This window comes from Roseovarius sp. MS2, from assembly GCF_051447875.1.
GTDB lineage: Bacteria > Pseudomonadota > Alphaproteobacteria > Rhodobacterales > Rhodobacteraceae > Roseovarius > Roseovarius mucosus_A.
The window spans coordinates 1,080,951-1,107,024 of sequence record NZ_JBKHVF010000001.1; the positions used below are offsets into that span (position 1 = coordinate 1,080,951).

At 60.6% G+C, this 26,074-nt stretch carries 18 protein-coding genes, 1 pseudogene and 1 riboswitch; of the genes and pseudogenes, 8 read left to right on the top strand and 11 right to left on the bottom strand.

Going from position 1 to position 26,074, the window contains the following annotated elements; genetic code table 11:
- Positions 1–117 precede the first annotated feature (117 nt).
- Positions 118–951 (top strand): sulfotransferase family 2 domain-containing protein, encoded by an 834-nt coding sequence (locus ACLGGT_RS05460; RefSeq protein WP_437195205.1) that lies wholly within the window; start codon positions 118–120, stop codon positions 949–951.
- Here the strand turns inward: ACLGGT_RS05460 and ACLGGT_RS05465 are convergent.
- The 6 genes from ACLGGT_RS05465 to smc form a co-directional block, all read right to left on the bottom strand.
- Complete coding sequence (locus tag ACLGGT_RS05465) at positions 938–1,885, bottom strand: calcium-binding protein (protein ID WP_437195206.1); 948 nt, start codon at positions 1,883–1,885, stop codon at positions 938–940. The two genes, ACLGGT_RS05460 and ACLGGT_RS05465, sit on opposite strands and share 14 nt — an antisense overlap.
- Complete coding sequence (locus ACLGGT_RS05470; RefSeq protein WP_437195207.1) at positions 1,858–3,324, bottom strand: calcium-binding protein; 1,467 nt, start codon at positions 3,322–3,324, stop codon at positions 1,858–1,860. Before ACLGGT_RS05470 ends, ACLGGT_RS05465 begins: the two co-directional genes overlap by 28 nt.
- 143 nt (positions 3,325–3,467) lie before the next feature.
- On the bottom strand, positions 3,468–5,303 hold the full coding sequence (locus ACLGGT_RS05475) for a matrixin family metalloprotease (RefSeq protein WP_437195209.1): 1,836 nt from the start codon (positions 5,301–5,303) through the stop codon (positions 3,468–3,470).
- Between the two features lie 237 nt (positions 5,304–5,540).
- A complete protein-coding gene (locus tag ACLGGT_RS05480) occupies positions 5,541–7,607 on the bottom strand; it encodes a calcium-binding protein (RefSeq protein WP_437195210.1) in 2,067 nt (688 codons plus the stop codon).
- 213 nt (positions 7,608–7,820) lie between these two features.
- Complete coding sequence (locus ACLGGT_RS05485) at positions 7,821–10,016, bottom strand: mechanosensitive ion channel domain-containing protein (RefSeq protein WP_437195211.1); 2,196 nt, start codon at positions 10,014–10,016, stop codon at positions 7,821–7,823.
- Positions 10,017–10,208: 192 nt separating this feature from the next.
- Positions 10,209–13,664: a chromosome segregation protein SMC gene (gene smc / locus ACLGGT_RS05490; protein ID WP_437195212.1), complete on the bottom strand. Its 3,456-nt coding sequence runs from the start codon at positions 13,662–13,664 to the stop codon at positions 10,209–10,211.
- A gap of 213 nt (positions 13,665–13,877) precedes the next feature.
- Positions 13,878–14,101: riboswitch (cobalamin riboswitch) on the top strand.
- 33 nt (positions 14,102–14,134) lie between these two features.
- On the opposite strand from smc, the gene ACLGGT_RS05495 reads away from it, so the two are divergent.
- From ACLGGT_RS05495 to ACLGGT_RS05505, 3 genes are read left to right on the top strand one after another with little or no spacing between them, the layout of a single operon-like run.
- A complete protein-coding gene (locus tag ACLGGT_RS05495; RefSeq protein ID WP_437195213.1) occupies positions 14,135–14,299 on the top strand; it encodes a CbtB domain-containing protein in 165 nt (54 codons plus the stop codon).
- Positions 14,300–14,302: 3 nt separating this feature from the next.
- Positions 14,303–14,983, top strand: coding sequence for a CbtA family protein (locus tag ACLGGT_RS05500; protein WP_008279702.1), 681 nt, complete (start codon positions 14,303–14,305; stop codon positions 14,981–14,983).
- 55 nt (positions 14,984–15,038) lie between these two features.
- Positions 15,039–15,530 carry a hypothetical protein gene (locus ACLGGT_RS05505; RefSeq protein ID WP_037297028.1) on the top strand — a complete coding sequence of 164 codons (492 nt, stop codon included), beginning with the start codon at positions 15,039–15,041 and terminating at the stop codon, positions 15,528–15,530.
- 4 nt (positions 15,531–15,534) lie between these two features.
- Here ACLGGT_RS05505 and ACLGGT_RS05510 read toward each other — a convergent pair whose 3' ends face one another.
- The gene (locus ACLGGT_RS05510; protein ID WP_008279704.1) at positions 15,535–15,864 is read right to left on the bottom strand and encodes a DUF1636 family protein; all 330 of its coding nucleotides are present in this window, start codon (positions 15,862–15,864) and stop codon (positions 15,535–15,537) included.
- Between the two features lie 71 nt (positions 15,865–15,935).
- Here ACLGGT_RS05510 and cobW point away from each other — a divergent pair, with 71 nt between their 5' ends.
- Both cobW and ACLGGT_RS05520 read left to right on the top strand, forming a co-directional pair.
- The gene (gene cobW / locus ACLGGT_RS05515) at positions 15,936–17,024 is read left to right on the top strand and encodes a cobalamin biosynthesis protein CobW (RefSeq protein ID WP_437195214.1); all 1,089 of its coding nucleotides are present in this window, start codon (positions 15,936–15,938) and stop codon (positions 17,022–17,024) included.
- Positions 17,021–17,470, top strand: a complete 450-nt coding sequence (locus ACLGGT_RS05520; protein WP_437195216.1) for a GNAT family N-acetyltransferase — start codon at positions 17,021–17,023, stop codon at positions 17,468–17,470. The genes cobW and ACLGGT_RS05520 overlap by 4 nt, the downstream gene beginning before the upstream one ends.
- Before the next feature lie 2 nt (positions 17,471–17,472).
- On the opposite strand, the gene ACLGGT_RS05525 is transcribed toward ACLGGT_RS05520, so the two are convergent.
- Positions 17,473–17,634 (bottom strand): hypothetical protein, encoded by a 162-nt coding sequence (locus ACLGGT_RS05525; RefSeq protein ID WP_008279707.1) that lies wholly within the window; start codon positions 17,632–17,634, stop codon positions 17,473–17,475.
- Positions 17,635–17,726: 92 nt separating this feature from the next.
- Here ACLGGT_RS05525 and cobN point away from each other — a divergent pair, with 92 nt between their 5' ends.
- The gene (cobN, locus tag ACLGGT_RS05530) at positions 17,727–21,443 is read left to right on the top strand and encodes a cobaltochelatase subunit CobN (RefSeq protein WP_437195217.1); all 3,717 of its coding nucleotides are present in this window, start codon (positions 17,727–17,729) and stop codon (positions 21,441–21,443) included.
- Positions 21,444–21,618: 175 nt separating this feature from the next.
- Here cobN and ACLGGT_RS05535 read toward each other — a convergent pair.
- Positions 21,619–22,080 (bottom strand): annotated as a pseudogene (locus ACLGGT_RS05535) (NYN domain-containing protein); the annotation flags it as partial.
- A 180-nt stretch (positions 22,081–22,260) separates the two neighbouring features.
- Here ACLGGT_RS05535 and ACLGGT_RS05540 point away from each other — a divergent pair.
- The gene (locus tag ACLGGT_RS05540; protein ID WP_437195218.1) at positions 22,261–24,051 is read left to right on the top strand and encodes an ATP-dependent nuclease; all 1,791 of its coding nucleotides are present in this window, start codon (positions 22,261–22,263) and stop codon (positions 24,049–24,051) included.
- 52 nt (positions 24,052–24,103) lie between these two features.
- Here ACLGGT_RS05540 and hslU read toward each other — a convergent pair whose 3' ends face one another.
- Together hslU and hslV are read right to left on the bottom strand one after the other, a co-directional pair.
- Complete coding sequence (gene hslU, locus ACLGGT_RS05545; RefSeq protein ID WP_437195220.1) at positions 24,104–25,420, bottom strand: ATP-dependent protease ATPase subunit HslU; 1,317 nt, start codon at positions 25,418–25,420, stop codon at positions 24,104–24,106.
- Positions 25,417–25,977: an ATP-dependent protease subunit HslV gene (gene hslV, locus ACLGGT_RS05550; RefSeq protein ID WP_437195222.1), complete on the bottom strand. Its 561-nt coding sequence runs from the start codon at positions 25,975–25,977 to the stop codon at positions 25,417–25,419. The genes hslU and hslV overlap by 4 nt, the downstream gene beginning before the upstream one ends.
- Positions 25,978–26,074 lie beyond the last annotated feature (97 nt).

Consider the following 26,074-nt stretch of genomic DNA (forward strand, 5'->3'; position numbering starts at 1 on the left):
CGCAACCTAGTGACCCATGCCACGCGAGACAAGGCGCAAAAACCCCACCCGCGCGTTGCCAAGGCAGGCCCCGCGCATTAAGCCATGGGGGACGACCCTTGGCCAAAGGCGGAGCGCATGGGCTGGCGCGGCTATATTCATGATGACAGCAAAACGGTGTTCTTTTGGTCGCAAAAGGCGGCCTGTACCACGCTGTTCAACTTTTTGGCCGATAACATGCCGTCACGCCCGGCCCGCAAGCAGTATTTCCACACCAACAGCGCCCCTTTTCGTGGCTGCGCCGAGGCGCTATCGGCGCGCAACTATCGCTCGGTGATTCTGGTTCGGCATCCAGTGACACGGATCATCAGCGCCTATTTCAACAAATTCTGCATCTATCGCGGCCGGCAATTGCTCTGTCGTGCGGATCTGGAGCCTTTTGCTAAGGAGTTGCATGACCTCTACTGCGCGCGCACCGGTGCCGACCCCCACGATAACAGTATGTCCTTTGAGGCGTTTCTGGACACGGTCGCGCATCTGCATGCAAGCCGACCGCGCCCTGAGAACCTGATCAACGGGCATTGGGAAACGCAGGTGCCTGCGTTCTACAAAGAGGTCGGCATCCATTATGATTTTGTCGTACATGTCGAGCGGTTGGACGTGGAATTGCCCCGGGTCGCGCGAAAGCTGGGGCTGAACTATACACCGCGCGTGCTGAACCGCACCCGCATGCCCGAAAGCCCGGTCGCGGGGTATCTGGGCAATCTGCCTGCCCGCGCGCTGAGCGAGATGAATTTTAACTATGACAATTTCATTACCCCCGAAACGCTGGCGACGATTCAAAGCATTTATGACATTGATTTCAGAACCCTCGACTATCCGCTAGATCCGAGGGATGGCTTTCATGGCAGCGGATGGGTGGGTGTTTTAAACCGCACTTTCCCAGCCTTGGGCCGCCTTACAGGAAGATGAAATCGTCACGTGAAAGGCTGGATGCCGCCACGTCTTCGAGCAATATTTCATGGCCCGCATAGCGCAGGACAGCGCCTGCGTCGGTGTCTTGAATGTCGAGCGCGAGAAAGCGGCCTGTTGGCCCCTGCCCCTCGATGCCGGTCAGACGGATGCGATCCTCTCCGAATTGAAAATCAACAATCACGTCGCGCTCGCCAGCCGTGAAATCGTTGAAGACAAAGATATCGGCCCCCTCGCCACCGATCAGCCGGTCATGGCCTGCGCCCGCGTTCAGCGTATCGTTGCCGGTGCCGCCATCAAGCAGGTCGTTCCGGCCACCACCGGCCAGAAAATCATCCCCGGCACCGCCCAACACGGTATCGTCGGCCTCGCCACCGCCAAGCTCATCATTGCCCTCGCCGCCGTCGAGCAGGTCGCGCCCCGGACCGCCGCCGATGCGGTCATCGCCAAGACCGCCGCGCACCGTGTCGTGATCAAAGCTACCGGCAAGGCGGTCATTGCCCGCCCCGCCCTCAAGCAGGTCATTGCCCGGCCCGCCACTCAGGATATCGGCACCGTTGCCGCCAAAGAGCATATCGTCCCCCGCGCCGCCGCCGATCGTGTCATCCCCCGCCTGCCCGTAAAGCCGGTCTGCCCCCAGACCACCCCCGATATTGTCATGGCCTGCGCCACCGTCGATCTGATCACGCCCATCACCCCCGGCCAGACGGTCGTTGCCCGCTTTACCGCGCAACGTGTCATTGCCCGCATTGCCTGCAAGCGTGTCGTCCTCGGGTCCGCCCTCAAGCAGGTCATCGCCCGCGCCCCCCACCCGCAGGAGGGCGGCGACCTCGGGCAGAACAGGCGGGGGCAGCGGCAAGGGAGGCAGGCGCACCGAAGGGGGTGCCACCTGCAGCGGCCCCAGAACTACGTCGAAATGCGAGACCAATGGCAAAAGCAGACCGGGCAGATCCGTGGCAACAAAGGCCCGCCTGCGGCATTGCGCAAGTCCACCTCTTCAAGCCCAAAGCGCAAAAGGGCCCCCGTAGCTGTCGGAGTAAACGCCAACTGCCCAAGATTGCGCAGCATTGGCCAGAGCGAGAGGTCGAGCCGATCCTCACCCAAGGTGAAATCGGCAATGACATCGCGTTGCCCATCGGCCCGCAGGACAAAGACATCGGCCCCCGTGCCGCCCACAAGCGTATCCGCGCCGGGACCATCGCTGAGCGTATCGTCCCCCTCTGCGCCGTCAAGCACACCGTTGCCGCCGCTGCGCGACAAGAGGTCATCGCGCATGCCGCCTTCGATCCGTGCGGCATTGCCGTGCAGGACCAGCCCCAAAGGACCAAGATCGACCCGAAAGAGGCTTAGCCCCGCCTCGCCCGCCGCAGTGACCAGAATGTCGATCCCGCCCGCCCGGACCTGTGCCGCAAGGCCTGAGACACCGTTGAGGGCAAAGGCCACCTCATCCGCGAGCGTATCAATATGCAAGAGCCGCCCCTCGGCGGTCAGGCGCAAAAGGCTAAGCCCCGCATCCCGGCCTGCGACCAGCAGGAAAACATGCCCGTCTACGGACACAACTTCGAGATGCGATACCCCGGCGAACCGGGTCGCAAGCCCATCGATAAGGTGATCCGCGACATCAAGCGTGCCCGCGTCACCGACGCGAAGCACGGTCAGGCTGGAACTGTCCGCCGCAGCGACGATCAGAAACGCACGCCCGGCGATGTCTGCCGGGGCAAGCGCCGTGATCGTCTGGATCGGCAGGCTGTCATTGCGCCCAAGGCTGGCAACAGGCTCTAGCCCGCCCTCTTCCAAGAGGCGCAGGACCGTTATGCCATGCTCTTGCGCAGAGGCGGTAAAGACAAGCACTTCACCGGGCCGCTCGATGACCGCGATATCGGAAATGGCGCGCAGATAGTGGCTGTCGCTGTCCATCATGGTCGTCACCGCCGCGATGCTTTGATCCGGACCAAGCGACAGGACGGACAAACCCTGACCATCAGCGGCGGCAGCAATCAGAACATCGCGCCCCGCAAGCCGCGCAGCAAGCAGGGTTGCGGCCTGCGGCTGCACCCCGCCTTGGCCCAGAAACCCCGGCACAGCGCTGCGCAATCCGGCATCCCAAGCCGCGCGCAGATCGGACAAGAGCAGCGGTGGCAGCGCGCCTTGCATATCGCCGACCGTCACGGCGATGCGTGGCGTTGCCTCGTGAAACCACGGCGCTTCAAGCAGTGGACCGGCGGCGGTGGCGCGCACCACGCGGCTTTGACCGGCGGCGAAGTCGGCCAGTATAAACCCCCCGTCCGGCAGGGGCGTGATTGCCACCACCGCACGCGCGACCTCGAAATTTGCCGCACGATTCGTCCCGACATGCGTCAGCCTGACTGCCATGTATATCCACCCGTTTCCCGCGTCCCCACGCAAGACCCAAGGTGGCAAAGCAAGGCTGCCATGCGCTTAACAAATCATGGCAGCCTTGCGGCATTTACCGAAAGTTAAAGGGAAATCGGTGATGCCCAAAGTCGGGTCATCACTCAGATAAAGGTGAAATCATCCACTGTGAGTTGCGCGGCGGAGATGCCTTCGACGAGGATGGTGTTACCGCCCACCGTCATTTGCGCGCCCAAGGCGGTGTCAACGATATTCATCGCAGCAACAAAGCCCGCCAGACCATTGCCGCCGTTGTTGATGTTTTCAACGCCGGTATCGGGATCAAAGCGGCGGATCAGGAAGCTGTCGATGCCGTCTTCGAAATCGGTGATGACATCCGCCTCGCCATCGAAGAAGGACGAAAAGACAAACAGATCAGCATCCACGCCACCGGTGATCGTGTCATTTCCAGCGCCCGCGTTGATCGTGTCATTGCCCGCGCCACCGTCGATGGTATCGTTACGCCCACCGCCAGCGAGGAAGTCGTTGCCGTCACCGCCCGAGATACTGTCATCGCCTTCGCCACCGCCCACGCGATCATCCCCTGCACCTGCGTCAATCGTATCCCGCCCGGTGCCGCCGCCGATATCATCCGCGCCCCCGTTGCCAAAAATCAGATCGTTGCCAAAGCTGCCCGACACGCTGTCATTGCCATCGCCGCCAGACAGGGTGTCATTGTCCGCCCCGCCCGCGATCACGTCATTGCCAGCGCCGCCCGTGATGCTATCCGCACCAAAGCCACCGCCGATGATGTCATCACCGGCCCCGCCATCGATAGTGTCATTGCCAAGGCCGCCGCCGATACTGTCGTTGCCAAGGCCGCCAAACACGATGTCATTGCCATCGGAGGCAGAAATCCGATCATTGCCATCGCCCCCGTCAAGCGAGTCATTCCCCAGACCGCCTGCGAGCACATCATCGCCAGCACCCCCACTGAGGGTGTCATTGTCATCAGTGCCCATCAGGCTGTCCGAGAGACCGCTGCCAATCAGTTGAAGCCCAATCGGACCGCTGATCGCTGTGATCACCTCGGCCACGCGGATCGACTCGTCCAGAAATTGGATCCATTCGATGTCAATCAGCGTGTCAGTGCCAAGAGACGAGACCACCTGTAGCCCGTTCTCAACGACACTAAACGCAGCCGCAGAGCGGGCGATTGTGCTGAACTCGGCCCAGTCGTTTCCGACACCGCCAATCAGCAGGTCGTCGCCCGCGCCACCATCAAGGGTGTCATTGCCCACGAGCCCATTCAGGGTCTCATCCGCATCGGTTCCGGTAATGCGGTTTCCAAAGTTGTTTCCCAGAACGGTCAAATCTTCGGGATTGTGCAGCAAGGTCAGATCCCGAAGCCCCGTCGGCATGGTATAGACCACCGCTGCACCATCCTGCGCCCCATAGATTTGGCGGATACCGGAGATGTCATCGGCGAGAATATCAGGCTGAGTCAGGATCGGGTTCATGATCGCAGCGACGGTTTCGATATGCTCAAGCCCGAGCGAATGGCCGATTTCGTGGATTGCCAGCCCCTCGAAGAGCGGCACATCGAAATTCAGTGATGCATCCACATCAAGAAGGATGTCTCCGGCGATGGGCAACTCTAGGGGAGAGGGAAAGAACGCAAACCCCAATGTATTGCCGGGAATCGGGGCAAAGAAGATACGAATATCGGGGTCTATCTGACCTCCGGCGGCACCACCGGGATCTTGGACCTGCAAAAACTCGATATCGCCATAGCGCGACCACTCGGCAAAGGCCAAGCGCAGCGACGCCTCGAAATCGAAGGTATAGACCGTGGCTGGATCGACCGAAAAGCTGGTGCCGGGCGGTTGCCGCCAGAACTCGGACACGTCTTCTTGACTGGGCGAGATGCTCCAGGTCACAACGCCACCCGGCGTTCCTGTCAGGTGCGAACCCCATTTTGTGCCGTGAAGTTCCGGCATGGCATTGTTCTCCGATTCCTAGTCTCGGTTGTGTTGAAAGGCGCAAGATACACGCCAGAGGCATCTCGCGAAAAGATATCCTTTCGAGACTAAAGATTAGTGTAAAATGAGATGCTCAGAGAAGCCAAAAGCGCCAGCTGCGCAGGGCTGCGACAGCATGTATCAGAATAGGCGGGGCGGGGTTTGGCCCAAAATGCAATGGCCCGCCCGGTTCTGGGCGAGCCATGCCTTTTCGTGTTAAAGGAACGTGAAATCATCCACTGTGAGTTGCGCGGCGGTGACCCCCTCAACGAGGATGGTGTTACCATTCACCGTCATCTGCGCGCCGCCCGCCACATCGACGATGTTCATCGCAGCAACAAAGCCCGCCAGACCATTGCCGCCGTTGTTGATATTCTCAACGCCGGTATCGGGATCAAAGCGGCGGATCAGGAAGCTGTCTGAACCATCCTCGAAATCGGTGATGATATCGGCCTCGCCGTCAAAGAAGGACGAAAAGACGAACAAATCGGCGTCCGCACCGCCAGTGATCGTGTCATTTCCAGCGCCCGCATTGATCGTGTCACTGCCTGCGCCGCCGTTGATCACATCGTTACGCCCGCCACCAGCAAGGAAGTCATCGCCGTCGCCGCCAAGGATGCTGTCATCGCCTTCGCCACCGCCCACGCGATCATCCCCCGCACCGGCATCAATCGTATCGCGCCCGGTGCCGCCGCCGATATCATCCGCGCCCTCACCGCCATCAATGCTGTCATTGCCGAAGCTGCCCGACATGCTGTCATTGCCGTCGCCGCCGGACAGGGTGTCATTGTCCGCCCCGCCTGCAACAACGTCATTGCCCGTGCCGCCCATGATGCTATCCGCACCAAAGCCGCCGCCGATGATGTCGTCACCAGCTCCGCCGTCGATGGTGTCATCGCCCTGGCCACCGCCGATATTGTCGTTGCCAGCACCGCCAATGGCCTGATCGTTGCCATCGGAGGACGAGATCGAGTCATTTCCCGCCCCACCGTCAATACTGTCATTGCCTGCCCCTGCGGCGATCTGATCGTCGCCATCCGTGCCCGCGAGCGTGTCATCGCCATCGGTGCCGGTGATCACATCGGTGGGTTCCGGCTCTACAACGGTGCCGACTGCCAGTTGACCGAGCAAGGCCGCATCGCCGGAGACACCAAAGAACAGAATATCGCCATTGGGATTGACATGCAGTTCCACGATATCGGGATCAAAGCCACCCACAATGCCGCCGTCCACCACCACGATCTCTTCTTGAAACACACCATTTGCGCTGAAGCGGCGCACATGCAAATCAATGCTGCTCACAAATTCATTGCCTGTCTGATAGGCCAATGCGAAGCCGCCATCCGACAACAGGAACAATTCCGGCTCAAATTGACGCGCCGCGCGTTCACCGCCGCCGTTGGCCCTGAAGGCGGGCGTGTTCACCGTGCCATCCGGGTTGAGGATCAGCAGCGTCATCTCACTGACACGGCTGAGCGCATTGGCGGAATCGTAGGTGTTGACGGCAATGACGATCCGCCCGTCAGGTTGACGGAGAATAGCATAATCATCCAGCTCGTTAAAGATCGCCTCGGGGAAGAATGTATCATCCAAGAGGGCAATCGGATCGCCAACGGCGGCAAGATCCGCATCGACAAAGCTGCCATAAAGGAAATTGCCGGTGCTGGCACGGGCCGACGGATCGGTGTAGCCGATGGCAAAGAAGCCACCATCGGGCAAGGCTACGGCCCCGGTGTTGAAGATCGTGCCAGTGGTCATCTCTGCTGGGTCGATCCGAAAGAAGACATCCCCCACGGCGCCATCCGCGGAGATTTTCGCCAGGACATTGTGGACGATAAGGCCCGAGCCATCCGATAAGGAAATGACCGTGCCAGGATCAGGAAAAAAGCCGCGTAGCGTCAGGCTTTCCGACAGGGGCTCGATACTGGAAATCACACCCTGTGAATCAAGCCTGACAATAAAGTCTTGGAATGTATCAAAGACAACGAGATTGCCAGTATTGGGATCGCGAATCCCATCCGTGGTCTCGTTCAGATAGATCACCGCACCGCCATCCGGCTGGGCAATCGAGAATTCGACGCTGTTGCGATAGAGCCCTGCCTCAGCCTCTGGCAGCTCACCGACACGCAGGCGCAGCGGCTCTCCGATGCGAGCACCAGACGAATCGTGGAGTGTAACAGTCTGGAAATTCTCTGTCGTCCCGGCGGGAAAACTGGATTCGAAGAAATTCTCAAAGCTAAGGAAGTTTCCGTTCGACAGGCGCAGGACTTCGGTGGAATTCATTTTTGCTCCAATTTTATTCAATCAAAGAAGTCGCTGCGAAACAGCCGCCGCAACCATAGGTTTCAACATTGTTTTCAACAATGCCACAGGTCTGCATTGCATCACGCGGCGGGATCCCGCCGCGTGTCCTGTTTGGAATTTCTCTGGTCTGCGCGATAAGTCAACAGAGATTAACACGCTTTCGTGATCGGCGTGTGATCCATGGCAAGCCGATCACGCCTTGGCACGCTCTGCATCCATATCGACCCTCAGGCTTTGTGTGCGGCCTGTCTTGCTTTCGCCGAAATAGATCGTCTGATGCGGAAAGGGGATTTCGATGTTGCGAGCGTCGAACACCTTTTTCAACACGCCATTATAGGCGCGTCCAATGCCCCATTGCCGACCCGGCACGCATTTGATCCGGGCGCGCAGCATCACGGCATTGTCGCCAAAGCTGTTGACGCCGAACCATTCCAATTCATCCAGAATGCCATCTGCCTGATCGGGATCCCCCATCAGTTCGGCGAAGGCATCGAGCATCGCTTGCTTCACCTCATCCACATTCTCGCGATAGGCCACGCCCATGTCGCAGACGAAATAGCCATAATCACGCACATAGTTTGACACCATATCGACCGAAGAAAACGGAATGATGTGATAGACGCCCTGCACATCACGCAGGCTGACCGAGCGGATCGTCAGCCGCTCGACGGTGCCGGTGACACCGCCCACTGTCACCACATCGCCGACATTCATCGCGTTCTCGAACTGAATGAAAATACCGGTGATAATGTCCTGCACCATCTTTTGCGCACCGAAACCGATGGCAAGACCCAGAACCCCGGCAGAGGCCAGAAGCGGCGCGATATCAAGGCCGATTTCGGCCAGAACGAACATCAGCGTCACGACGACAAGCGCAATCGTGGCGGCATTGCGCAAGAGCGTCAGAAGCGTCTGTTCCCGCGCGGTGGCCACTTTGCCAAACTCAGGGTTCAGCCGGTAATCGACCCAAGAGGTCAAGGCCAGCCAGAGACCAAAGGCCACCAGCAGCACCAGCGACACCGACAGGATCATACCGGTAAGGCGGAGGCCAAACTGGCTGACCATCCAGCCGCGCAGGTCAATAAGGCCAATCGCGTTCAGGGCCAAAAGCACGACCAGAACAAAGATCACCGCGCGCAGGACGAAAAGTGTCTTGGGCACAAAGGCATTGAGCCGCCCCTGCAAAAGCGGCACCCGTGCCGAAATGCCCGGCGGCAGCGCCACACCGCGCACCATCATGCGGCTGAGAAATGTCGCAACAGAAAATCCGACAAGCCCCACAACAAGCACCTGACCAGAGGCCAGAAAGGTCTGAAAGACCGCATTGCCGGGCCGCACAAGCACGACCACGAACATCGCCAAAAGATAGGTCAACGCGGGCCAGTGCCAGTGACGCGCCAGATAGGCCAATGCGCCCTTGGGCGGCGTTGCACTGTCCACTTGCGCGCCCAAAAGCCACTCGGACACCGCCCGCCGGTTGCGCAGCACCAGCCCAATCGCCAGCGCCAGAACCGCCACGGCAATCAGCGTCGAAACCGCCCGACCGGCGGCAAAGGACACATTGCCGTTGATGATCGGCACGACCAGAAGTTGCCCATATCCCACAATCCCGACAATGAGGTTGATGCGAGAGCACAGATAGGCCGACGCGCGATCACTGATCGGCAGCGGGCGCAGCGCAGTCGCCGAAGGCGAGAGCACCAGCCTGACCGCGACTTTGGCCATTTCCACCAGCAGAAAGGCGTTGAGATAGAGGGTTTGGCGAATACCAATCTGGCCAAACTCGCCCAAGGCAAGGATTGCCAGCGCATAGCCCGCCGCCCAAGCAATAAGCACGATCACCCCATCCGTGACGGCAGAGGCGAGAAAGAGCAGGACGGTCCGCGCGAGACCGCCATCGCGGGCAGAGGCGCTCATGCGGGCGTAGAGCGTTTTGCCAAGCCCGCGCAGAACCAGAAAGGCCACAACAGTGCCCACGATCACCACAGCAAGATCCGCCAAAGCCGTAAGCAGCACGGCGACCTCTCCGCCGCTGAGCCCGTCAAGCACATTGGGCGCGCGGGTGATCTGGCGGGCGACATGCGTAACCCAATCAGCGACATCTTCGGCGGCGGCCTGCGTGATCTCGGCCACCCTACGGCCAAAGGACACGTCCGAGGGCGGTGGAGCGGCGGGAACCACCGCCTCGACCGCCTCAGGCAGACCGGCGGAGCGCAGCCGCTCGACCAGTTCCGCGCGCGCGGCCTCATCCTCAATCACCTCGATCAGCACATCGACGCTGGAACGCGCGGTATCGGGATCAACCGCAGGCTCTTGTGGGGTTTGAGCTGTGGCGGTGGTGATGGTCAAAAAAAGGGCGGCAAGAAACTGCACAAAAAATCGTAGCATGACAAAGGCTCTCCATGTCCCGTTTGAATTTTGGGCACATGGACGCGCCCGTGATGGCGCGCAGGGATGTGAAAAGCGCGCCGCGCCATTCGGCGTCAGGGGCGTAAAACCTATTGGAATATCCCCTGGGGTCAAGCCCGGGGTTGGATGACGCGACGCAAAGGCGCGCATGCATCCGCCGTCTTACGTCGCTCAGGCGACCATTGCTTCCGCCTTCTTGAGATCGACCGAAACCAGTTGGCTTACGCCTTGTTCGGCCATGGTAACGCCAAAAAGCCGATCCATCCGGCTCATGGTCACGGCGTGATGGGTGATGATGAGAAAGCGGGTTTCAGTGCGGCGGCACATCTCGTCCAAGAGATCACAGAAGCGGGTGACATTGGCATCGTCAAGGGGCGCGTCCACCTCATCCAGCACACAGATTGGCGCGGGATTGGCGAGAAACACGGCAAAGATCAGCGCCAGCGCGGTCAGGGTCTGTTCTCCGCCCGACAAGAGGCTGAGTGTCGAGAGCTTCTTGCCCGGCGGTTGGCACATGATTTCAAGCCCCGCCTCCAATGGGTCTTCGCTCTCGACCAGCACAAGACTGGCTTCGCCACCGCCAAAAAGGTGACGAAAGAGCAGGCTAAAGTTGGAATTGACCGTCTCGAACGCGGTCAAAAGCCGCTCGCGCCCTTCGCGGTTGAGGCTGGCAATACCACTGCGCAGGGTCTTGATCGCCTCTTCAAGATCGGTCTTTTCCTTGATCAGACTGTCATGCTCGGCCTCGACCTCTTTGGCGTCTTCTTCGGCGCGCAGGTTCACGGCCCCCAGTGCGTCGCGCTGTCGTTTAAGGCGGTTCACATCAGCCTCGATTGCATCAGAGGCGGGCATGGTGTCGGGATCGACCGCGAGGCTCTGCAAGAGGGCCTCGGGGGTTTGCTCCAGCGTCTCGTTGATCCGCTCGGCGGCGTAGTCTCGGGTCTCGCGCGCGGCATCCAGCCGGGCCTCGGCCCGAGCACGCATTTCACGAGCCTCTGAGGCCAGGCGTTCGGAGTCGCGCTCGTCCAGCGCGGCTTGGCGCGCGGCCCCTTCAGCAGTCGAGAGCGCATCGGCGGCGGCGGCGCGACGGGCCTCGCTGCGGGTGATTTCCTCGCCCAGTTCGGCGCGCTTGGCAGCAAGAAGTTCGGGTGCAGCACTGGCATCAGCGAGGGCCTCTTCGGACTCTTCCTTGCGCTCTGCCAGTTCCGCGATCCGACGCTCGGCAGTGTCGAGCCGGTGCCGCCAGCCGCTGACTTCCTTGGTGATTTCCTGACTGCGGCGCGTCCGGCGCTCGCCCTCGCGGCGCAGTTCGTCGGCCCCTGACCGTTTGGTCATCATGGTCATGCGCGCGGCCTCGACGGCCATCTTGATATCTTCGAGATCGGCGCGGGTGGCATCCAGATCGCCAAGTCCCGCCAGACCCTTTTCCGCCTCAGACAGGCTCTGACGGGCGGTCATCGCCTCTTCGTCATGGCGGGTGACGGCGAGACCCAATGATTCCAGCCGCGATCCGGCAAGGTTGCGATCCGCCTCAGCGCGGCTGAGGGCGCGATTGGTCTCGTTGACGGCGGCATCGGCAGAGCGGCGGGCCTCACGGGCGGCGCGGTCCTCTTCGGTGCGACGGATCAGCGCCTCGCGCAGCGCCTCGTGGCCGCGCACGGCCCCCTCTGCGCGCGCTGTGGTGTGTTCAAGCTGTTGCTTGAGCTCCTCAAGCCGGTTGAGCTGTTGCAGACGCAGGGCGGCGGCAGAGGGGGCATCCTCGGCCCATGCGCGAAATCCGTCCCAGCGCCATAGATCCCCCTCGGTGCTGACCAGACGCTGACCGGGTTTCAAAAGGGGTTGCAGACGGGCGGCATCCTCGGGATCGATCAACCCGATCTGCGACATGCGCCGGGCCAGCACCTCGGGAACCGAGACATGGCGGCTGAGCGCGGTCACCCCCCCGGGCAGGGGTTGCGGCGTGTGATAGGCAGGCAGCACGGTCCAGCCAGAGGGGCCATCGGCCTCGACTTCGGGGGCGCGCAGATCATCGGCAAGGGCAGCGCCCAGTGCCTTCTCAAAGCCCTGTTGCACCTGAAGGCGGTCCATCACCTGCCCGCCCTCGGCCGTGTCGCGCTGCACCAGCTTGGCCAAGGCCGTGACCTCGGCGCGCAAGGCCCCCAATTCGCCCTCGGCCTCAGAGCGCGCGGCACGCGCCTCGGCCTCTTGGGCCTGAGCCTCGGCGCGCGCCTCGTCAGCGGCGAACAGGGCGGATTCCGCCGCCTCTGCGCGGGCGACCGCCTCGGCCTCGGCCTCTTGTGCGGCGGTGTGGTCGGCCTCGGCGCGCGTTAGGGCCGCGCGCAAGTCGGCTTGTGCGGCGCGGGCACGTTCGGCCTCGGCCTCGCTCTTGATCAAGGTCTTGCGGCTATCCTCTAGAAGGCGCTGTGCAGATTGGTGGCGGGCGGCAAGGCGCGCCATATCCTCGGTCATCTGGCTGAGATCATTTTCCCGCTGTTGCAGGATTTGCGCAGCCTCGCGCGCCTCGGTTTGGGCCGCTTCAAGCCGGGCATCGTGGCCCTCGGCCCCTTTGGCAAGTTCGCCGGCCTCCCATTCCAGACGCGCGATGGTCTCGCCTGCGTCTCGGTTCAACCCCGCCTCGCGCTCCATGTCGCGGGCGAGTTGCTCGATCCGGCTGCGCAGCGTGGCAATGCGGTCGCGGGCGGACGCCTCTTGTTCGGTCAGGGTGTCACGCTGCACGCTCAGGCGTTGCAGGATTGCCGCCGCGATGGCCTCTTCTTCGCGCAGCTTGGGCAGGGCATCTTCGGCGCGGGCGCGCACCTTGGCCGCCTCGCGTGCAGCCAACTCTGCGCGAGCGGCGACTGTGGTGCGCTCGCGCAAGTCATCCTCGGCACGAGCACGGGCCAAATCGGCCTCTTTCCAGCGGCGATAGAGCAACAGACCCTCAGCCAAGCGCAGTTCTTCACCAATTTGGCGATAGCGTGCCGCCTGCTTGGCCTGTCGTGCCAATTGCGCCAGTTGGTTTGCCAGTTGCTCGACCACGTCATCGACACGGGTCAAATTGGCCTCGGCCCCGCGCAGCTTCAATTCGGCCTCGTGGCGGCGCTGATAGAGGCCGGAAATGCCAGCGGCCTCTTCCAGGATCCGCCGCCGCGATTTCGGCTTGGCGTTGATCAGCTCCGAGATTTGCCCCTGACGCACCAAAGCGGGCGAATGCGCGCCGGTTGAGGCATCGGCAAAGAGCATCTGCACGTCGCGGGCGCGCACGTCCTTGCCATTCACCTTATAGGCAGAGCCCACATCGCGGGTGATGCGGCGGGTGATCTCAAGCTGATCGGCCTCGTTGAACCCGGCGGGCGCCAGACGGTCGGAATTGTCGAGGTGAATCACCACCTCGGCAAAGTTGCGGGCAGACCGGGTTGCGGCCCCGGCAAAGATCACATCCTCCATACCGTCGCCGCGCATTGCAGTGGGACGGTTTTCACCCATCACCCAGCGCAGCGCCTCAAGCAGGTTGGATTTGCCACAGCCATTGGGACCAACAACACCGGTAAGACCGCGCGCGATGATCAGATCGGTCGGGTCGACAAAGCTTTTGAAGCCGGTCAATCTGAGTTTCGAGAACTGCACCTGCGCGCGCGCCCTTCGTGTCCGGTGATTCCGTTGTCGTAGAATTGTGATGTCTGAGGGGCGGGCCTGTCAACGACCAACCACATGATATGGGGCGGTCACAGCATTTATCCACATGATATTGGGCGAACCGCCGCCAAGCCCCGCAGAAAGAATGCCGCGGATTGCCAAAAAGCGGTCGCAATCCTCCTTGACGGGTCGCAGAACAGCCTGCATACCGGACGGGCAAGGTTCCTCGTTTGGGTGCAAAGCGCCTCGGGGATGAAATGGGAATGACGTGCCGGTGGACCCAATTAGGGCGCCTATGCGTCAGCCGCCCCCGCGACTGTAAGCGGCGAGCCCCTGCCAGATGCCACTGAGGTGCCTATCACCTTGGGAAGGCGGCAGACAGGCGACGACCCGCGAGCCAGGAGACCAGCCCTGCGTTCGTCAATCCCGCCTCGGGTGAGAGGCGCAAAGGAGATATCGCCATGACCACATTGGTTCAAACTGCTGCAAAATCTACCGTCCTGCCGTTCATTGCCGCGCTCTTTCTGGGCTTGGGCATCGTGACCGTCGCAGGCCATGTGCAAGCCTCGGCACTGCATGACGCAGCGCACGATGTGCGCCACGCAACCGGCTTTCCCTGCCACTAACCTATGTTCTCAAAAATTGCGACCAGCGCGTTGTTCGCTGGTTTCTGTGCAGGGCTGATAGCCGCCCTGTTGCAGATGGTGTTCATTCAGCCCGTGCTTTTGCATGCCGAGTTGTATGAAGGGGGCACTCTTGTGCATTTCGGGGCAGAGGCGATCAGCGCCACGCCCGAATTGCCGGGGTTTGACGTGATGCGCGACGGGCTAAGCATCCTGTTTGCGGCGCTGATCTACGTGGGCTACGGGCTGGTTCTGGTGGCCTGTATGGGGATGGCGGCGGAATATGGCGTGCGCATCGACGCGCGCCGCGGTGTGATGTGGGGTTTGGCGGGATTTGTCGCGCTGCATTTCGCACCCGCTGTGTCGCTGCCGCCGGAAGTGCCGGGCGTGGCCTATACCGACATCACCGCACGACAAATCTGGTGGTGGGGCACAGTGATTGCCACGGCGGTGGGGCTTGGCTTGATGGCCTTTGGCAAAGGGCCGGTGATGCTGGCGGTTGCGATCGCGCTGTTGGCGGCACCGCATCTGATCGGCGCGCCTGAACCCGAAAGCTTTACCGGGCCTGTGCCACCGGAACTGGCCGCGCTCTTTGCTGCGCGTGCGCTTGGCGTCGGGATGGCGGCTTGGGTCTGTCTTGGCGCGCTTGCCGGGTATTTCTGGCAACGTGAAAGCGCCACCGCCTGACATGACATCACCCCGGCATCACGGTGCCGGGGCCATCCGCAAGGAGAGCGATATTATGGCAAAACCATTTGCCTTTCTCGGCATCGGCCTTTTTTTCGGAACAGGTCTGGGGTTTTTGATTGCCGCTACATCGGGCGCGCAGCTTGAGGGGCATGACCACGACCACGGCGCGGCAGTGCACGACCACAGCGCGCATGATCATGGCGGCAGCGCTCATGCCACACTGACCGAAGCGGGCACGCCTGCCCCGATGCTGGACCTGACGTTGCACGCCGATGGAGCGCAGAGCCGCAACCTGCATATCGGGGTAGAGAACTTTACCTTTGATCCCGAGGGGGTGAATGGCCCGCATATGCCGGGGCATGGGCATGCGCATCTTTATCTCAACGGGATCAAGATCGCGCGTGCTTACGGCCCATGGATGCAGCTGGATGCGTTGCCTGTCGGCAGCCATGAGCTACGCGTGACTTTGAATGCCAATGACCATACGCAACTGGCCGTGGGCGGCGTACCCATAGAGGCCACGATTGCGGTGGTGATCGAATGATCCCTCAGCCCGGCACGCGCCCGATCAGGCAATGCCGGAGCCGTCCGGCAGGACGTGCATCCTCGATCCAGCCATCGGCGCACTCGGCATATAGCGCAGCAAAGGCCAGCGTATCCTCAAGATCGCCTGCGGGGTCTATGTCGCCAAAGAGATACGTGGCCTTGCCCGGCGCGGAAAAGGCCACGCTGAGCGGACGGGCGCAATTGGACATGCAGTCATGGTCCTGCACCGTGAACTCCATACCCCGTTCGCTGAAAGCCGCGCGCAACCGGGCCGCAAAGCCCTTGCCATCCGTGCCCTCGCACGTAGAACAGACCACAATCCGGTGCATCATGCCCGATCCCCTTTTCCACCGGGCTTAGGCCAGCCGCCCCGCCCGATGCAAGCCCCTGAAGGAGCAAAGACATGCAAGCCAAGATTCCCGCCACCGTCGTCACAGGATTTCTCGGGGCCGGCAAGACTACGTTGATCCGGCATATGCTCGAGAATGCGGGCGGCAAGCGCATTGCACTCATCATCAACGAATTCGGCGATCTGGGCGTAGATGGCGACATCCTCAAAGGCTGTGGAATCGAGACCTGTTCAGACGAGGATGTGATGGAATTGTCGAACGGTTGCATCTGCTGCACCGTGGCAGAGGATTTCATTCCCACGCTGCAAAAACTTTTGGACCGCGAGCGCGCGCCCGATCACATTGTGATCGAAACCTCTGGTCTGGCGCTGCCGCAGCCGCTGGTGCGGGCCTTTAACTGGCCCGAGATTTCCACGCGGGTGACCGTTGATGGCGTGGTGACAGTGGTCGATGGCAAGGCCGTCACCGAAGGACGCTTTGCGCATGATGTGGCGGCGGTCGATGCCCAGCGCAAGCTTGATGAAAACCTTGACCACGAAACGCCGCTATCGGAACTCTTCGAGGATCAGATGGCCTGTGCCGATATGATCGTGATCAACAAATCCGATCTGCTGACCGAGGAGGAGCGCATCGCGCTTACAACGCGGCTGCGCGCAGACTCGCGTGATGGCGTGCAAGTCGTGACCGCGACGATGGGCGCGCTGCCGGTCGAGGTGCTGCTTGGTCAGGGTATCGGTGCCGAGGCGGATATGGAGGCGCGGCATGAACTGCACCATCATCACCATGACCATGACGACGATGATGATGATCATCACGACGACGATGATGATGACCATGATCACCATCATGACCATGGCCATGACGCCTTTGAGAGCTTTGTGGTGACGCGGCCCGAGCTCACTGATCCGGCCAGCTTTGCCCGTCAGGTCACAGAGGTGATCCGCGCGCATGATATCCTGAGGCTCAAGGGCTTTGCCGCCGTGGCGGGCAAGCCGATGCGCCTGACGATTCAGGCGGTTGGGCCGCGTGTCGACAGCTATTTCGACCAACCCTTTGGGTCCGGTCCGCGCCAAACGCGGCTGGTGGTGATCGGTCAGGCCGGGATGGACCGGGCGGCGATCACCTCCGCGCTCTTGGCATGATCATCGTCGAGGCGGCAGACCCAAGGCATCCAGAGGCCAGCGCGCTTTTGCGCGCAAGCCATGCCCTGATGGAATTGCTGTTTCCGCCCGAGGATAACTTCTTTCTCGATATCGACGCGCTCTGCGCGCCCGATATCCGCTTTTTTGCTGCGCGCATCGGCACCACAATCCTTGGCACCGGCGCGCTTGCATTGCGCGATGGCTATGGCGAGGTGAAATCCATGTTCGTGGCTGAAACAGCGCGTGGACAGGGCGTAGCAGACGCCCTGTTGCGCCAGATCGAGGACGAGGCGCGCACCCACGCCCTGCCCTGCCTGCGACTGGAAACCGGCAATTTGCTAACCGCAGCCCACAAGCTCTATGCCCGGCACGGTTTTATGCCGAGGGGCCCGTTCGGCGATTATCCCAACGCGCCCTCGTCCATTTTCATGGAAAAGCGGCTATGAGCCTATTTCGACGACTTCTCGGCCTTGGCCTTGAGGCGCGCGATCAGCTCTTCCTTGGAGGGGCGCTTGCCAAACGGGTTCTTGTCCGTACCCGGTGCGTTATGCTCCTTGTGGCGGGGAATCTTGCCGCCTTTCTTGGAGGCGCCCAATGCGTTGTAATCCATGTCGTTGCCCTTTCGGCCCGGCCCCCCAGATGGGGCCGCTCTGACGCCGCTATTGCCGCAAATTACCGCCCCGTTCAAGCTGGAACCGTCTGATGCATCTTCTCGCCGCCACCCCCGGGGCCATCGAAGATGGCAAGGAACCCGTCGATCTGGGCCAAACCCCCGCCGATGTGGTCTTTGTCTCGGCCGCCGATACCGAGCTTGCGGCACTAAGCGAGGCGCGCGGCGAAATGGCAGGCCCACCCAGTCTTCGGCTGGCCAATCTCAGCCATTTGCAGCACCCGATGTCCGTCGACTTGCATCTCGATCACTGCGCCACGAAATCGCGGCTGGTGATCGCGCGGGTTCTGGGCGGTGTGGGCTATTGGAAATACGGGGCCGAACAATATGCCGCGCGTCTGCATGAGGCCCGCGTGCCATTGGCGCTCTTGCCCGGCGATGACAAGCCAGACGCAGAATTGCGCGGCCTGTCCACGGTATCGGATGCGGATTACGATGCGCTTTGGTCCTATCTTGTGGAAGGTGGGCCGGAAAATGCCGGGAATTTCCTGCGCTATGCGCAGACCATGCTGGAGGGCGGCGACCCCCCTGCCACCGCCAGCCCGCTGCTGCGCGCGGGCGTCTATTGGCCGGGTGCGGGTGTCGCAGGCCTAAGCGCCGCGCAAGAGGCTTGGGGTGCCGGCCAGCCGGTGGTGCCCGTTATCTTTTACCGTGCGCTGGTGCAGGGGGCCGGGCTTCATCCGATCAACCGGCTGGTGAAATCGCTGTTGCGCGCCGGGCTTAATCCGCTGCCGGTCTTTGTCGCATCGCTCAAAGATCCGGTGTCGGTAGCAACGCTGGAGCATCTTTTCAGCGTGGCACCACCTGCAGTGATCCTGAACTGCACCGCTTTTGCCGTAGGTTCGCCGCATGCGGGCGACGAAAGCCCAGAGAATCCACTGGCCATGCCCGCCGCCAATAGCGCCCCGGTGTTTCAGGTGGTCTTGGCAGGATCGACCGAAGAGGCATGGGCCAAGGGGCTCACGGGCCTTTCAGGCCGCGACATAGCCATGAACGTGGCCCTGCCCGAGGTCGATGGCCGCATTCTTGCCCGTGCCATCAGTTTCAAGGGCGAGGCGTTTTTCGACGCAGCCACAGAATGCGCCATCGCCACGTATCGCGCGGTTGGCGACCGGGTAGATTTTGTGGCGCAGCTGGCCGCCAATTGGGCCAAACTGCGCCAGACGCCTGCGCCCAAGCGGCGGGTGGCGCTGATCCTTGCCAATTACCCAAACAAGGATGGACGGCTGGCCAATGGTGTGGGTCTTGATACGCCTGCGGCCACGGTGCACACGCTGCGCCTGATGGCCGAGGCGGGCTATACCGTCGCCAATCCGCCAGAAGATAGCGACGCCCTGATGCGCGCGGTGATGGCGGGGCCGACCAACTGGCTCACGGATCGCGCATCGCGCGACGGCGGTGAAACCCTGCCGCTGGATATCTATCTGGAGCATTTCAACGCCCTGCCGTGGGATCTGCGCGAGGCGATGACGACCCGTTGGGGCGCGCCTGAGACGGACCCTTTCATTGTTCCCCAAATTCTCAAATCCGACGGCAGCACCGGTGCAGGCTTTGCCCTGTCAATCCTGACCTTTGGGCATGTCGTGGTCGGGCTACAGCCCGCACGGGGCTATAACATCGACCCGACCGAGACCTATCATTCCCCCGATCTGGTGCCGCCGCACAATTACCTCGCCTTCTACATCTGGCTGCGCCACCATTTCGGCGCACACGCGATCGTGCATATGGGCAAGCATGGCAATCTTGAATGGTTGCCGGGCAAGGCGCTGGCGCTGAGCGCCGAATGCTGGCCTGAAGCGGTGCTAGGGCCGATGCCGCATGTCTACCCGTTCATCGTCAACGATCCCGGCGAGGGCACGCAGGCCAAACGCCGCGCGCAGGCGGTGATCATCGACCACCTTACTCCGCCTCTGACCCGCGCCGAAACCTATGGCCCGCTGCGCGATCTCGAGGCGCTGGTGGATGAGTATTACGAGGCCGCCGGGGTCGATCCACGCCGCATCGCCCATCTGCGGCGCGAGATCCTGACACTGAGTTCTGCCACCGGGCTCGATAAGGATGTCGGCATGTCCGGGGCGGATGAAGAGTCTGATCTGGCGCAGCTTGATGCCTATCTCTGCGAGTTGAAAGAGGCGCAGATCCGCGATGGGCTGCATGTATTCGGTCAATCGCCCACAGGGCAGCAAGAAATTGATCTGGCCATTGCCTTGGCCCGGGTGCCGCGCGGCGATGGTCAGGGTGGAGACGCCTCGCTGATCCGGGCGCTGGCGCGTGATTTCGGGCTGGGCATTGATCCGCTTGATTGCGATATGGCCGGGGCCGCCACTGAAAAGCCGCAGGACCTGGGCGGTCTCTGCGCCGATCCATGGCGCAGCAATGGCGACACGGTGGAACGCTTGGAGCTTATGGCGCAGCGCCTCTTGAGGGAGGGCAGCCAAGAGATCGGACCGCATACGTCGGCGGTTTTGGCAGAGATTGCGGCGCGCATTCGCCCCGCCATTGCCGCCTGTGGGCCGGACGAGGGCGCGGGGCTGTTGCGCGCGCTGAACGGGCGGGCGATTGTCCCCGGACCCTCGGGCGCCCCCACGCGCGGGCGGCTTGATACCCTGCCAACGGGGCGCAATTTCTACAGTGTAGACAGCCGCGCCGTGCCCACGCCGACCGCTTGGGCCTTGGGCTGGAAATCTGCCAACCTCTTGATTGAGAAGCATTTGCAAACCCATGGTGATTGGCCGCGCGCCTTGCTGATCACCGCCTGGGGCACGGCCAATATGCGCACCGGCGGCGATGACATCGCGCAGGCGCTGGCGCTGATGGGGGTCAAGCCAAAATGGGATGCCGCCAACCGGCGCGTGACCGGGTTCGAGATTCTGCCCGAGGGCGTGCTGGGGCGGCCGCGGGTGGATGTGACCCTGCGCATCTCGGGATTTTTCCGTGATGCGTTTCCACAGCTTATCGCGCTGTTTGACAGTGCGGCGCGGGCTGTGCAGGGGCTGGACGAGGCCGAAGACAGCAATTCCGCCGCCGCGAGGGCGCGGAGTGAGGGTATTGGCCCGCGTATTTATGGCGCAAAACCCGGGGCTTATGGCGCAGGCCTGCAAGCGATGATCGACGAGCGGCTCTGGGCGGACAAGGCCGATCTGGCAGAGGCGTACCTGACTTGGGGCAGCTATGCCTATGGGGCCAAAGAGGCGGGAACGCCGGACCGGGCGGGGTTTGAAACCCGGCTGCGGCAGACTGAGGCGATTGTGCAGAACCAAGACAACCGCGAGCATGATCTTCTTGATTCTGATGACTATTATCAGTTCGAGGGGGGCGCTGCGGCGGCGGTCAGCACCTTGCAGGGACGCGACCGGCCCGTTTACCACAATGACCATTCACGCCCCGAACGCCCGGTTATCCGCACGCTCGAGGATGAGATCGGGCGGGTGGTGCGATCCCGCGTGGTCAATCCGAAATGGATCGAAGGGGTCAAGCGGCACGGCTATAAAGGCGCGTTCGAGATTGCCGCGACGGTGGACTATCTCTTTGCTTTTGCTGCCACAACTGGCGCTGTGCGGGGGCATCACTTTGATCTGGTAGAGGCCGCGTTCCTAGAGGATGAGGATACGCGGGCCTTCATCGCGGCGCATAACCCATCGGCCCTGCGCGAGTTGGCGGAGCGGCTGGCAGAGGCCATTGACCGGGGGCTGTGGATGCCGCGCTCCAATTCCGCGCGGGCGCGGATCGACGGGGCGCGGGGGCGGTAGCGCGCTGAAAACAGGGGGAAATCCGCGCCGGTATCGTGTCGGTCTTACGTCGGTATATCCATGCCTTCGAACCAAAGCGCCCCGTCACGATAGCCCCCCGGATCAGACGCCCCGACTGTTTGATTTCGGGATAGTCAGCGGCCCAATCGCGGTAGCGGTCATTGGTGACGATGGGCGCGCCGACATCGCGCGCAACGGTCAGAAGGTAGCGATCGGCAACGGTGCCCTTGGGCACGACCATCACCCAATCCTCGGCCAGCCCCAGATAGCCGGCCATGGCATCATCATGTTTGTATTTGCCGGTCAGCAGATAGCCCGCATTGGCATCAAACACGACCCCCGGCGCAAAGCCGATGCGGCGCAGCTGCCCGATGACCTCGCGCAGCGTTTCGATCCTCGGGGTGTTGTCGCGCCAATACATGACGTTGGAACCGTCGATCAGGATGCGGTTCGGCTCTGTCTCGGGCTCGGGCGCGGCCGGGGCCGTGATCCGCAGAAAAAGGGCGCGCCAAAGCAGGATCAAAGCCGCGATGGTGCAAGGCCCCGCCAGCAGGATCAGATCGCCATAGCCGGGCAACAAAAGCGCCACGGCAACGCCGATGAGAGAGAGGGCAAGAAGGAGAACCGGAACAACCATAAGGTGTGTTTAGCGCGGGGGATGGGGAGGGGGAAGTGGGGGCATGAATAGCCACGTCACAATTGCTTGACGCAAGACTTTGGCGTAGAAAAAGGCCCGTTTAGCTCATATCACCCGTTGTTGGCGGTTTGTTCTTAAGCTACCCTTTGAAACATCGGTTGGGTAGGGTCATTGGCTGATATGACAGAAGAAACAATTCGTTTCACGGAAGTCGAGTTTCACCGGTTCAAAGCATTTCGGCATTACCGGATACAATTGAAACAATTCAATATTCTGGTCGGTCCAAACAACGCTGGTAAGTCTACAATTTTGACCGCTTTTCGTATCCTTGCATCATCAATTAGGCGAGGGAATGCAAAAAAGGCCACGATAGTTTCATCCCCTGAAGGGCAAGCTTATGGCTATCATGTAGATCTCAAGAATATTTCTGTCGCTGATGAGAATATATTTCACAACTATGACGACACAGTGGACGCGTACGTACGGTTTTACCTTTCAAATGGTAATTCTCTTATGCTCTTTTTTCCAAAGGATGGGGGATGCTCTCTGATTCCTTATTCATCAGGAAAAGCAGCTCTTACACCGACATCCTTTAGAAAGGCGTTCAACTGCCCGATTGGATTTGTTCCAATACTTGGGCCGGTCGAACATCGTGAAGAATTGTTTGGGCCAGAAGCCGCACGCCTTGCCCTATTTAATTATCGCGCGGCAAGGAACTTCAGAAATATTTGGCACCACTACCCTGAAGATTTCGACGAGTTTCGAGAGTCCTTGATACGTTCCTGGCCTGGCATGGATATACAACGTCCTGAGATAAGCCACGAACCTCCCAAATCTTATCTGCATATGTTTTGCCCAGAAGATAGGATACCGCGAGAAATTTTTTGGGCAGGCTTCGGGTTTCAAGTCTGGTGCCAAATGCTTACGCATCTAATTAAAAACAAAAATGCCTCAATATTCTTGATTGATGAACCCGACATTTACCTTCACTCAAGTCTGCAAAGACAATTGCTGGGAATATTACGCGAATTGGGTCCCGACATTCTTTTGGCAACGCATTCGACTGAGATCATTACAGAAGCGGAAACCGACGAAATTGTTGTTGTAAACAAGGCAAATAAATCGTCACGCAGGTTACGAAACCCAGCACAATTGGGAGGAGTTTTTCAAACACTGGGCTCCAATACGAATCCGGTACTTACCCAGTTGGCGCGTACGCGCCGTGCGCTTTTTGTTGAAGGTAAAGATTTTCGTATCCTTGGTAGATTCGCACGAAAACTTGGAAGGGCTGATGTTGCAAACAGCAAGGATTTCGCGGTCGTTGCCGCACAAGGATTCAACCCCGAAAGAATTCGCAACATGATTGATGGAATGGAGGCAACACTTGGTTTCAAGATTGTCTCAGCTGCAGTGCTTGATCGCGACTTTCGAAGTATCGATGAGTGCGAGGCCATTCGAAATGACTGTCTAAAACACTGCAAGTTTGTCTCAATCCACAAACGAAAAGAGATTGAAAACTTCCTTCTCATTCCTGATGCTATCGCTCGGTCGGCCACAAAGAGGATGGAGAAAAGTCATAACGGCACTGCACGAAGCAACGTAACCGGTAGTGACATAAAAAAGATTCTTGAAGAATATAGTAACGAGAAGAAGAGTTATTTGGCAGCGCAGTTGACTGAGAGTTACAAAGCATTTTTCCGAAACACACACAGTGGAAGACACGCGACTGAATTAGCAGCCATCGCATTCAATGAGTTTGACAAGTCTTGGAGTGACCCAGAAACGCGTATTGCTATGCTTCCAGGAAAGGACGCTTTATCAAAAATAAACTTGCATCTGCAAGATAAATTTGGTGTCAGCGTTAGCCCTAGTGCGATTATTGATGCAATGTATGTTACTGAGGTCCCGGACGAAATGACAAAACTTGTCTCATTGTTAAGTGACTTTTCTAGTGTGCTTACTCCTGCCTAACGAATGAGAAATTGGCTCCAGTTCAGCGTTAGTTATAGTTACTAATCCCCCCTCACAAAACATACCTGCTCAAATCCGCTGACCTCATCAGCTCCCCCAAATTCGCCTCCACGAACCCCGCATCCACCGTCACGGTCTCTCCGGCGCGGTCGGGGGCGGTGAAGGACAGTTCTTCGAACACCCGTTCCATGACGGTGTAGAGCCGCCGCGCGCCGATGTTTTCGACCGATTGATTGACCTCTGCCGCGATATGGGCGAGGGCGGCGATACCATCCTCAGTAAAGCTGACCGTCACCTCTTCGGTGCCCATGAGGGCGGTGTATTGCAGGGTGAGGGCATTGTCCGTCTCGGTCAGGATGCGGACGAAATCACCTTCGGTCAGCGCGCGCAGCTCAACCCGGATGGGCAGGCGGCCTTGCAATTCCGGCAAGAGGTCTGACGGTTTGGCGATGTGAAAGGCCCCAGACGCGATGAAGAGGATATGGTCGGTCTTGACCGCGCCATATTTGGTCGAAACGGTTGTGCCCTCGATCAGCGGCAAGAGATCACGCTGCACGCCTTCACGGCTGACATCGGCGCCGCGCGCATCAGAGCGGGCGCAGACCTTGTCGATCTCATCAAGGAAAACGATGCCGTTCTGCTCGACCGCCTCGAGCGCTGTGCGGTGGACGGTTTCATCATCAAGAAGTTTGTCGGCCTCTTCGCCAATCAGAAGCGCGTAGCTGTCGGCGACGCTGACACGCTTGGTTGTGGTGCGCTGGCCGAACGCTTTGCCAAAGATATCACCAAGGTTCATCATGCCCATCTGGCTGCCGGGCTGGCCGGGCTGGCCGGGAATATCCATCATGCCCAAGGGGCTAGAGGTATCGGCCACCTCGATGTCGATCATGGTGTCGTCAAGCAGCCCCTCGCGCAGCTTCTTGCGGAACATATCGCGGGTGCCTTGGCGGGCATCCTCGCCAGCGATGGCGGTGATCACGCGCTCTTCGGCGGCCTGTTCGGCGCGGGTTTTGACGTCGTCGCGCATCCAATCGCGGGTCTGGGCAATGGCACTGTCGACAAGATCGCGGATGATCTGTTCGACGTCACGGCCGACATAGCCGACTTCGGTGAATTTGGTCGCCTCGACCTTGATAAAGGGCGCGCGGGCGAGTTTGGCGAGACGGCGGGAGATTTCGGTTTTGCCAACGCCGGTGGGGCCGATCATGAGGATATTCTTGGGATACACCTCGTCGCGCAGGTCATCGGAGAGCTGCTTGCGCCGCCAACGGTTGCGCAGGGCGACGGCAACGGCGCGCTTGGCCTCTTTCTGGCCGATGATGTAGCGGTCAAGCTCCGAGACAATCTCGCGCGGGGTCAGGTCGGTCATTTGGAAATCCTTTCCACCGTCAGCTTGCCATTGGTGTAGACGCAGATATCGGCGGCGATGGCCATGGCGCGGCGGGCGATATCCTCGGCACTCAGGTCGGGATTTTCGGCCAGACCGCGCGCCGCAGCGAGAGCGAAGTTGCCGCCCGAGCCGATGGCGGCCACGTCATGCTCTGGCTCGAGCACGTCGCCCGCGCCGGTGATGACATAGAGCTGATCGCCATCGGTGACGATGAGCATCGCCTCGAGCTTTTGCAGGTACTTATCCGTGCGCCAATCCTTGGCCAATTCCACGCAGGCGCGTTGCAATTGGCCCGGTGTCGCCTCAAGTTTGGTTTCCAGCCGTTCGAGCAGGGTAAAGGCATCCGCCGTAGACCCGGCAAAACCCGCGACCACCGGATGCCCCCCGGGCGACAGGCGGCGCACCTTGCGAGCTGTGCCCTTGATCACCGTCTGTCCAAGGCTGACCTGCCCATCCCCGGCAACGACAACCTCGCCGCCGCGCCGCACACCGATGATGGTGGTGCCGTGCCACCCGGGAAATTTGGTTTCGGACATAAGAAATTCCTTCCGTTTCGCGGCTCTATATGACTGTCGCATCGAGTGTTTACAACCTTTGCCCGGCTTTCAAGCCGCTTGAGCAAAGGGGCGGTGT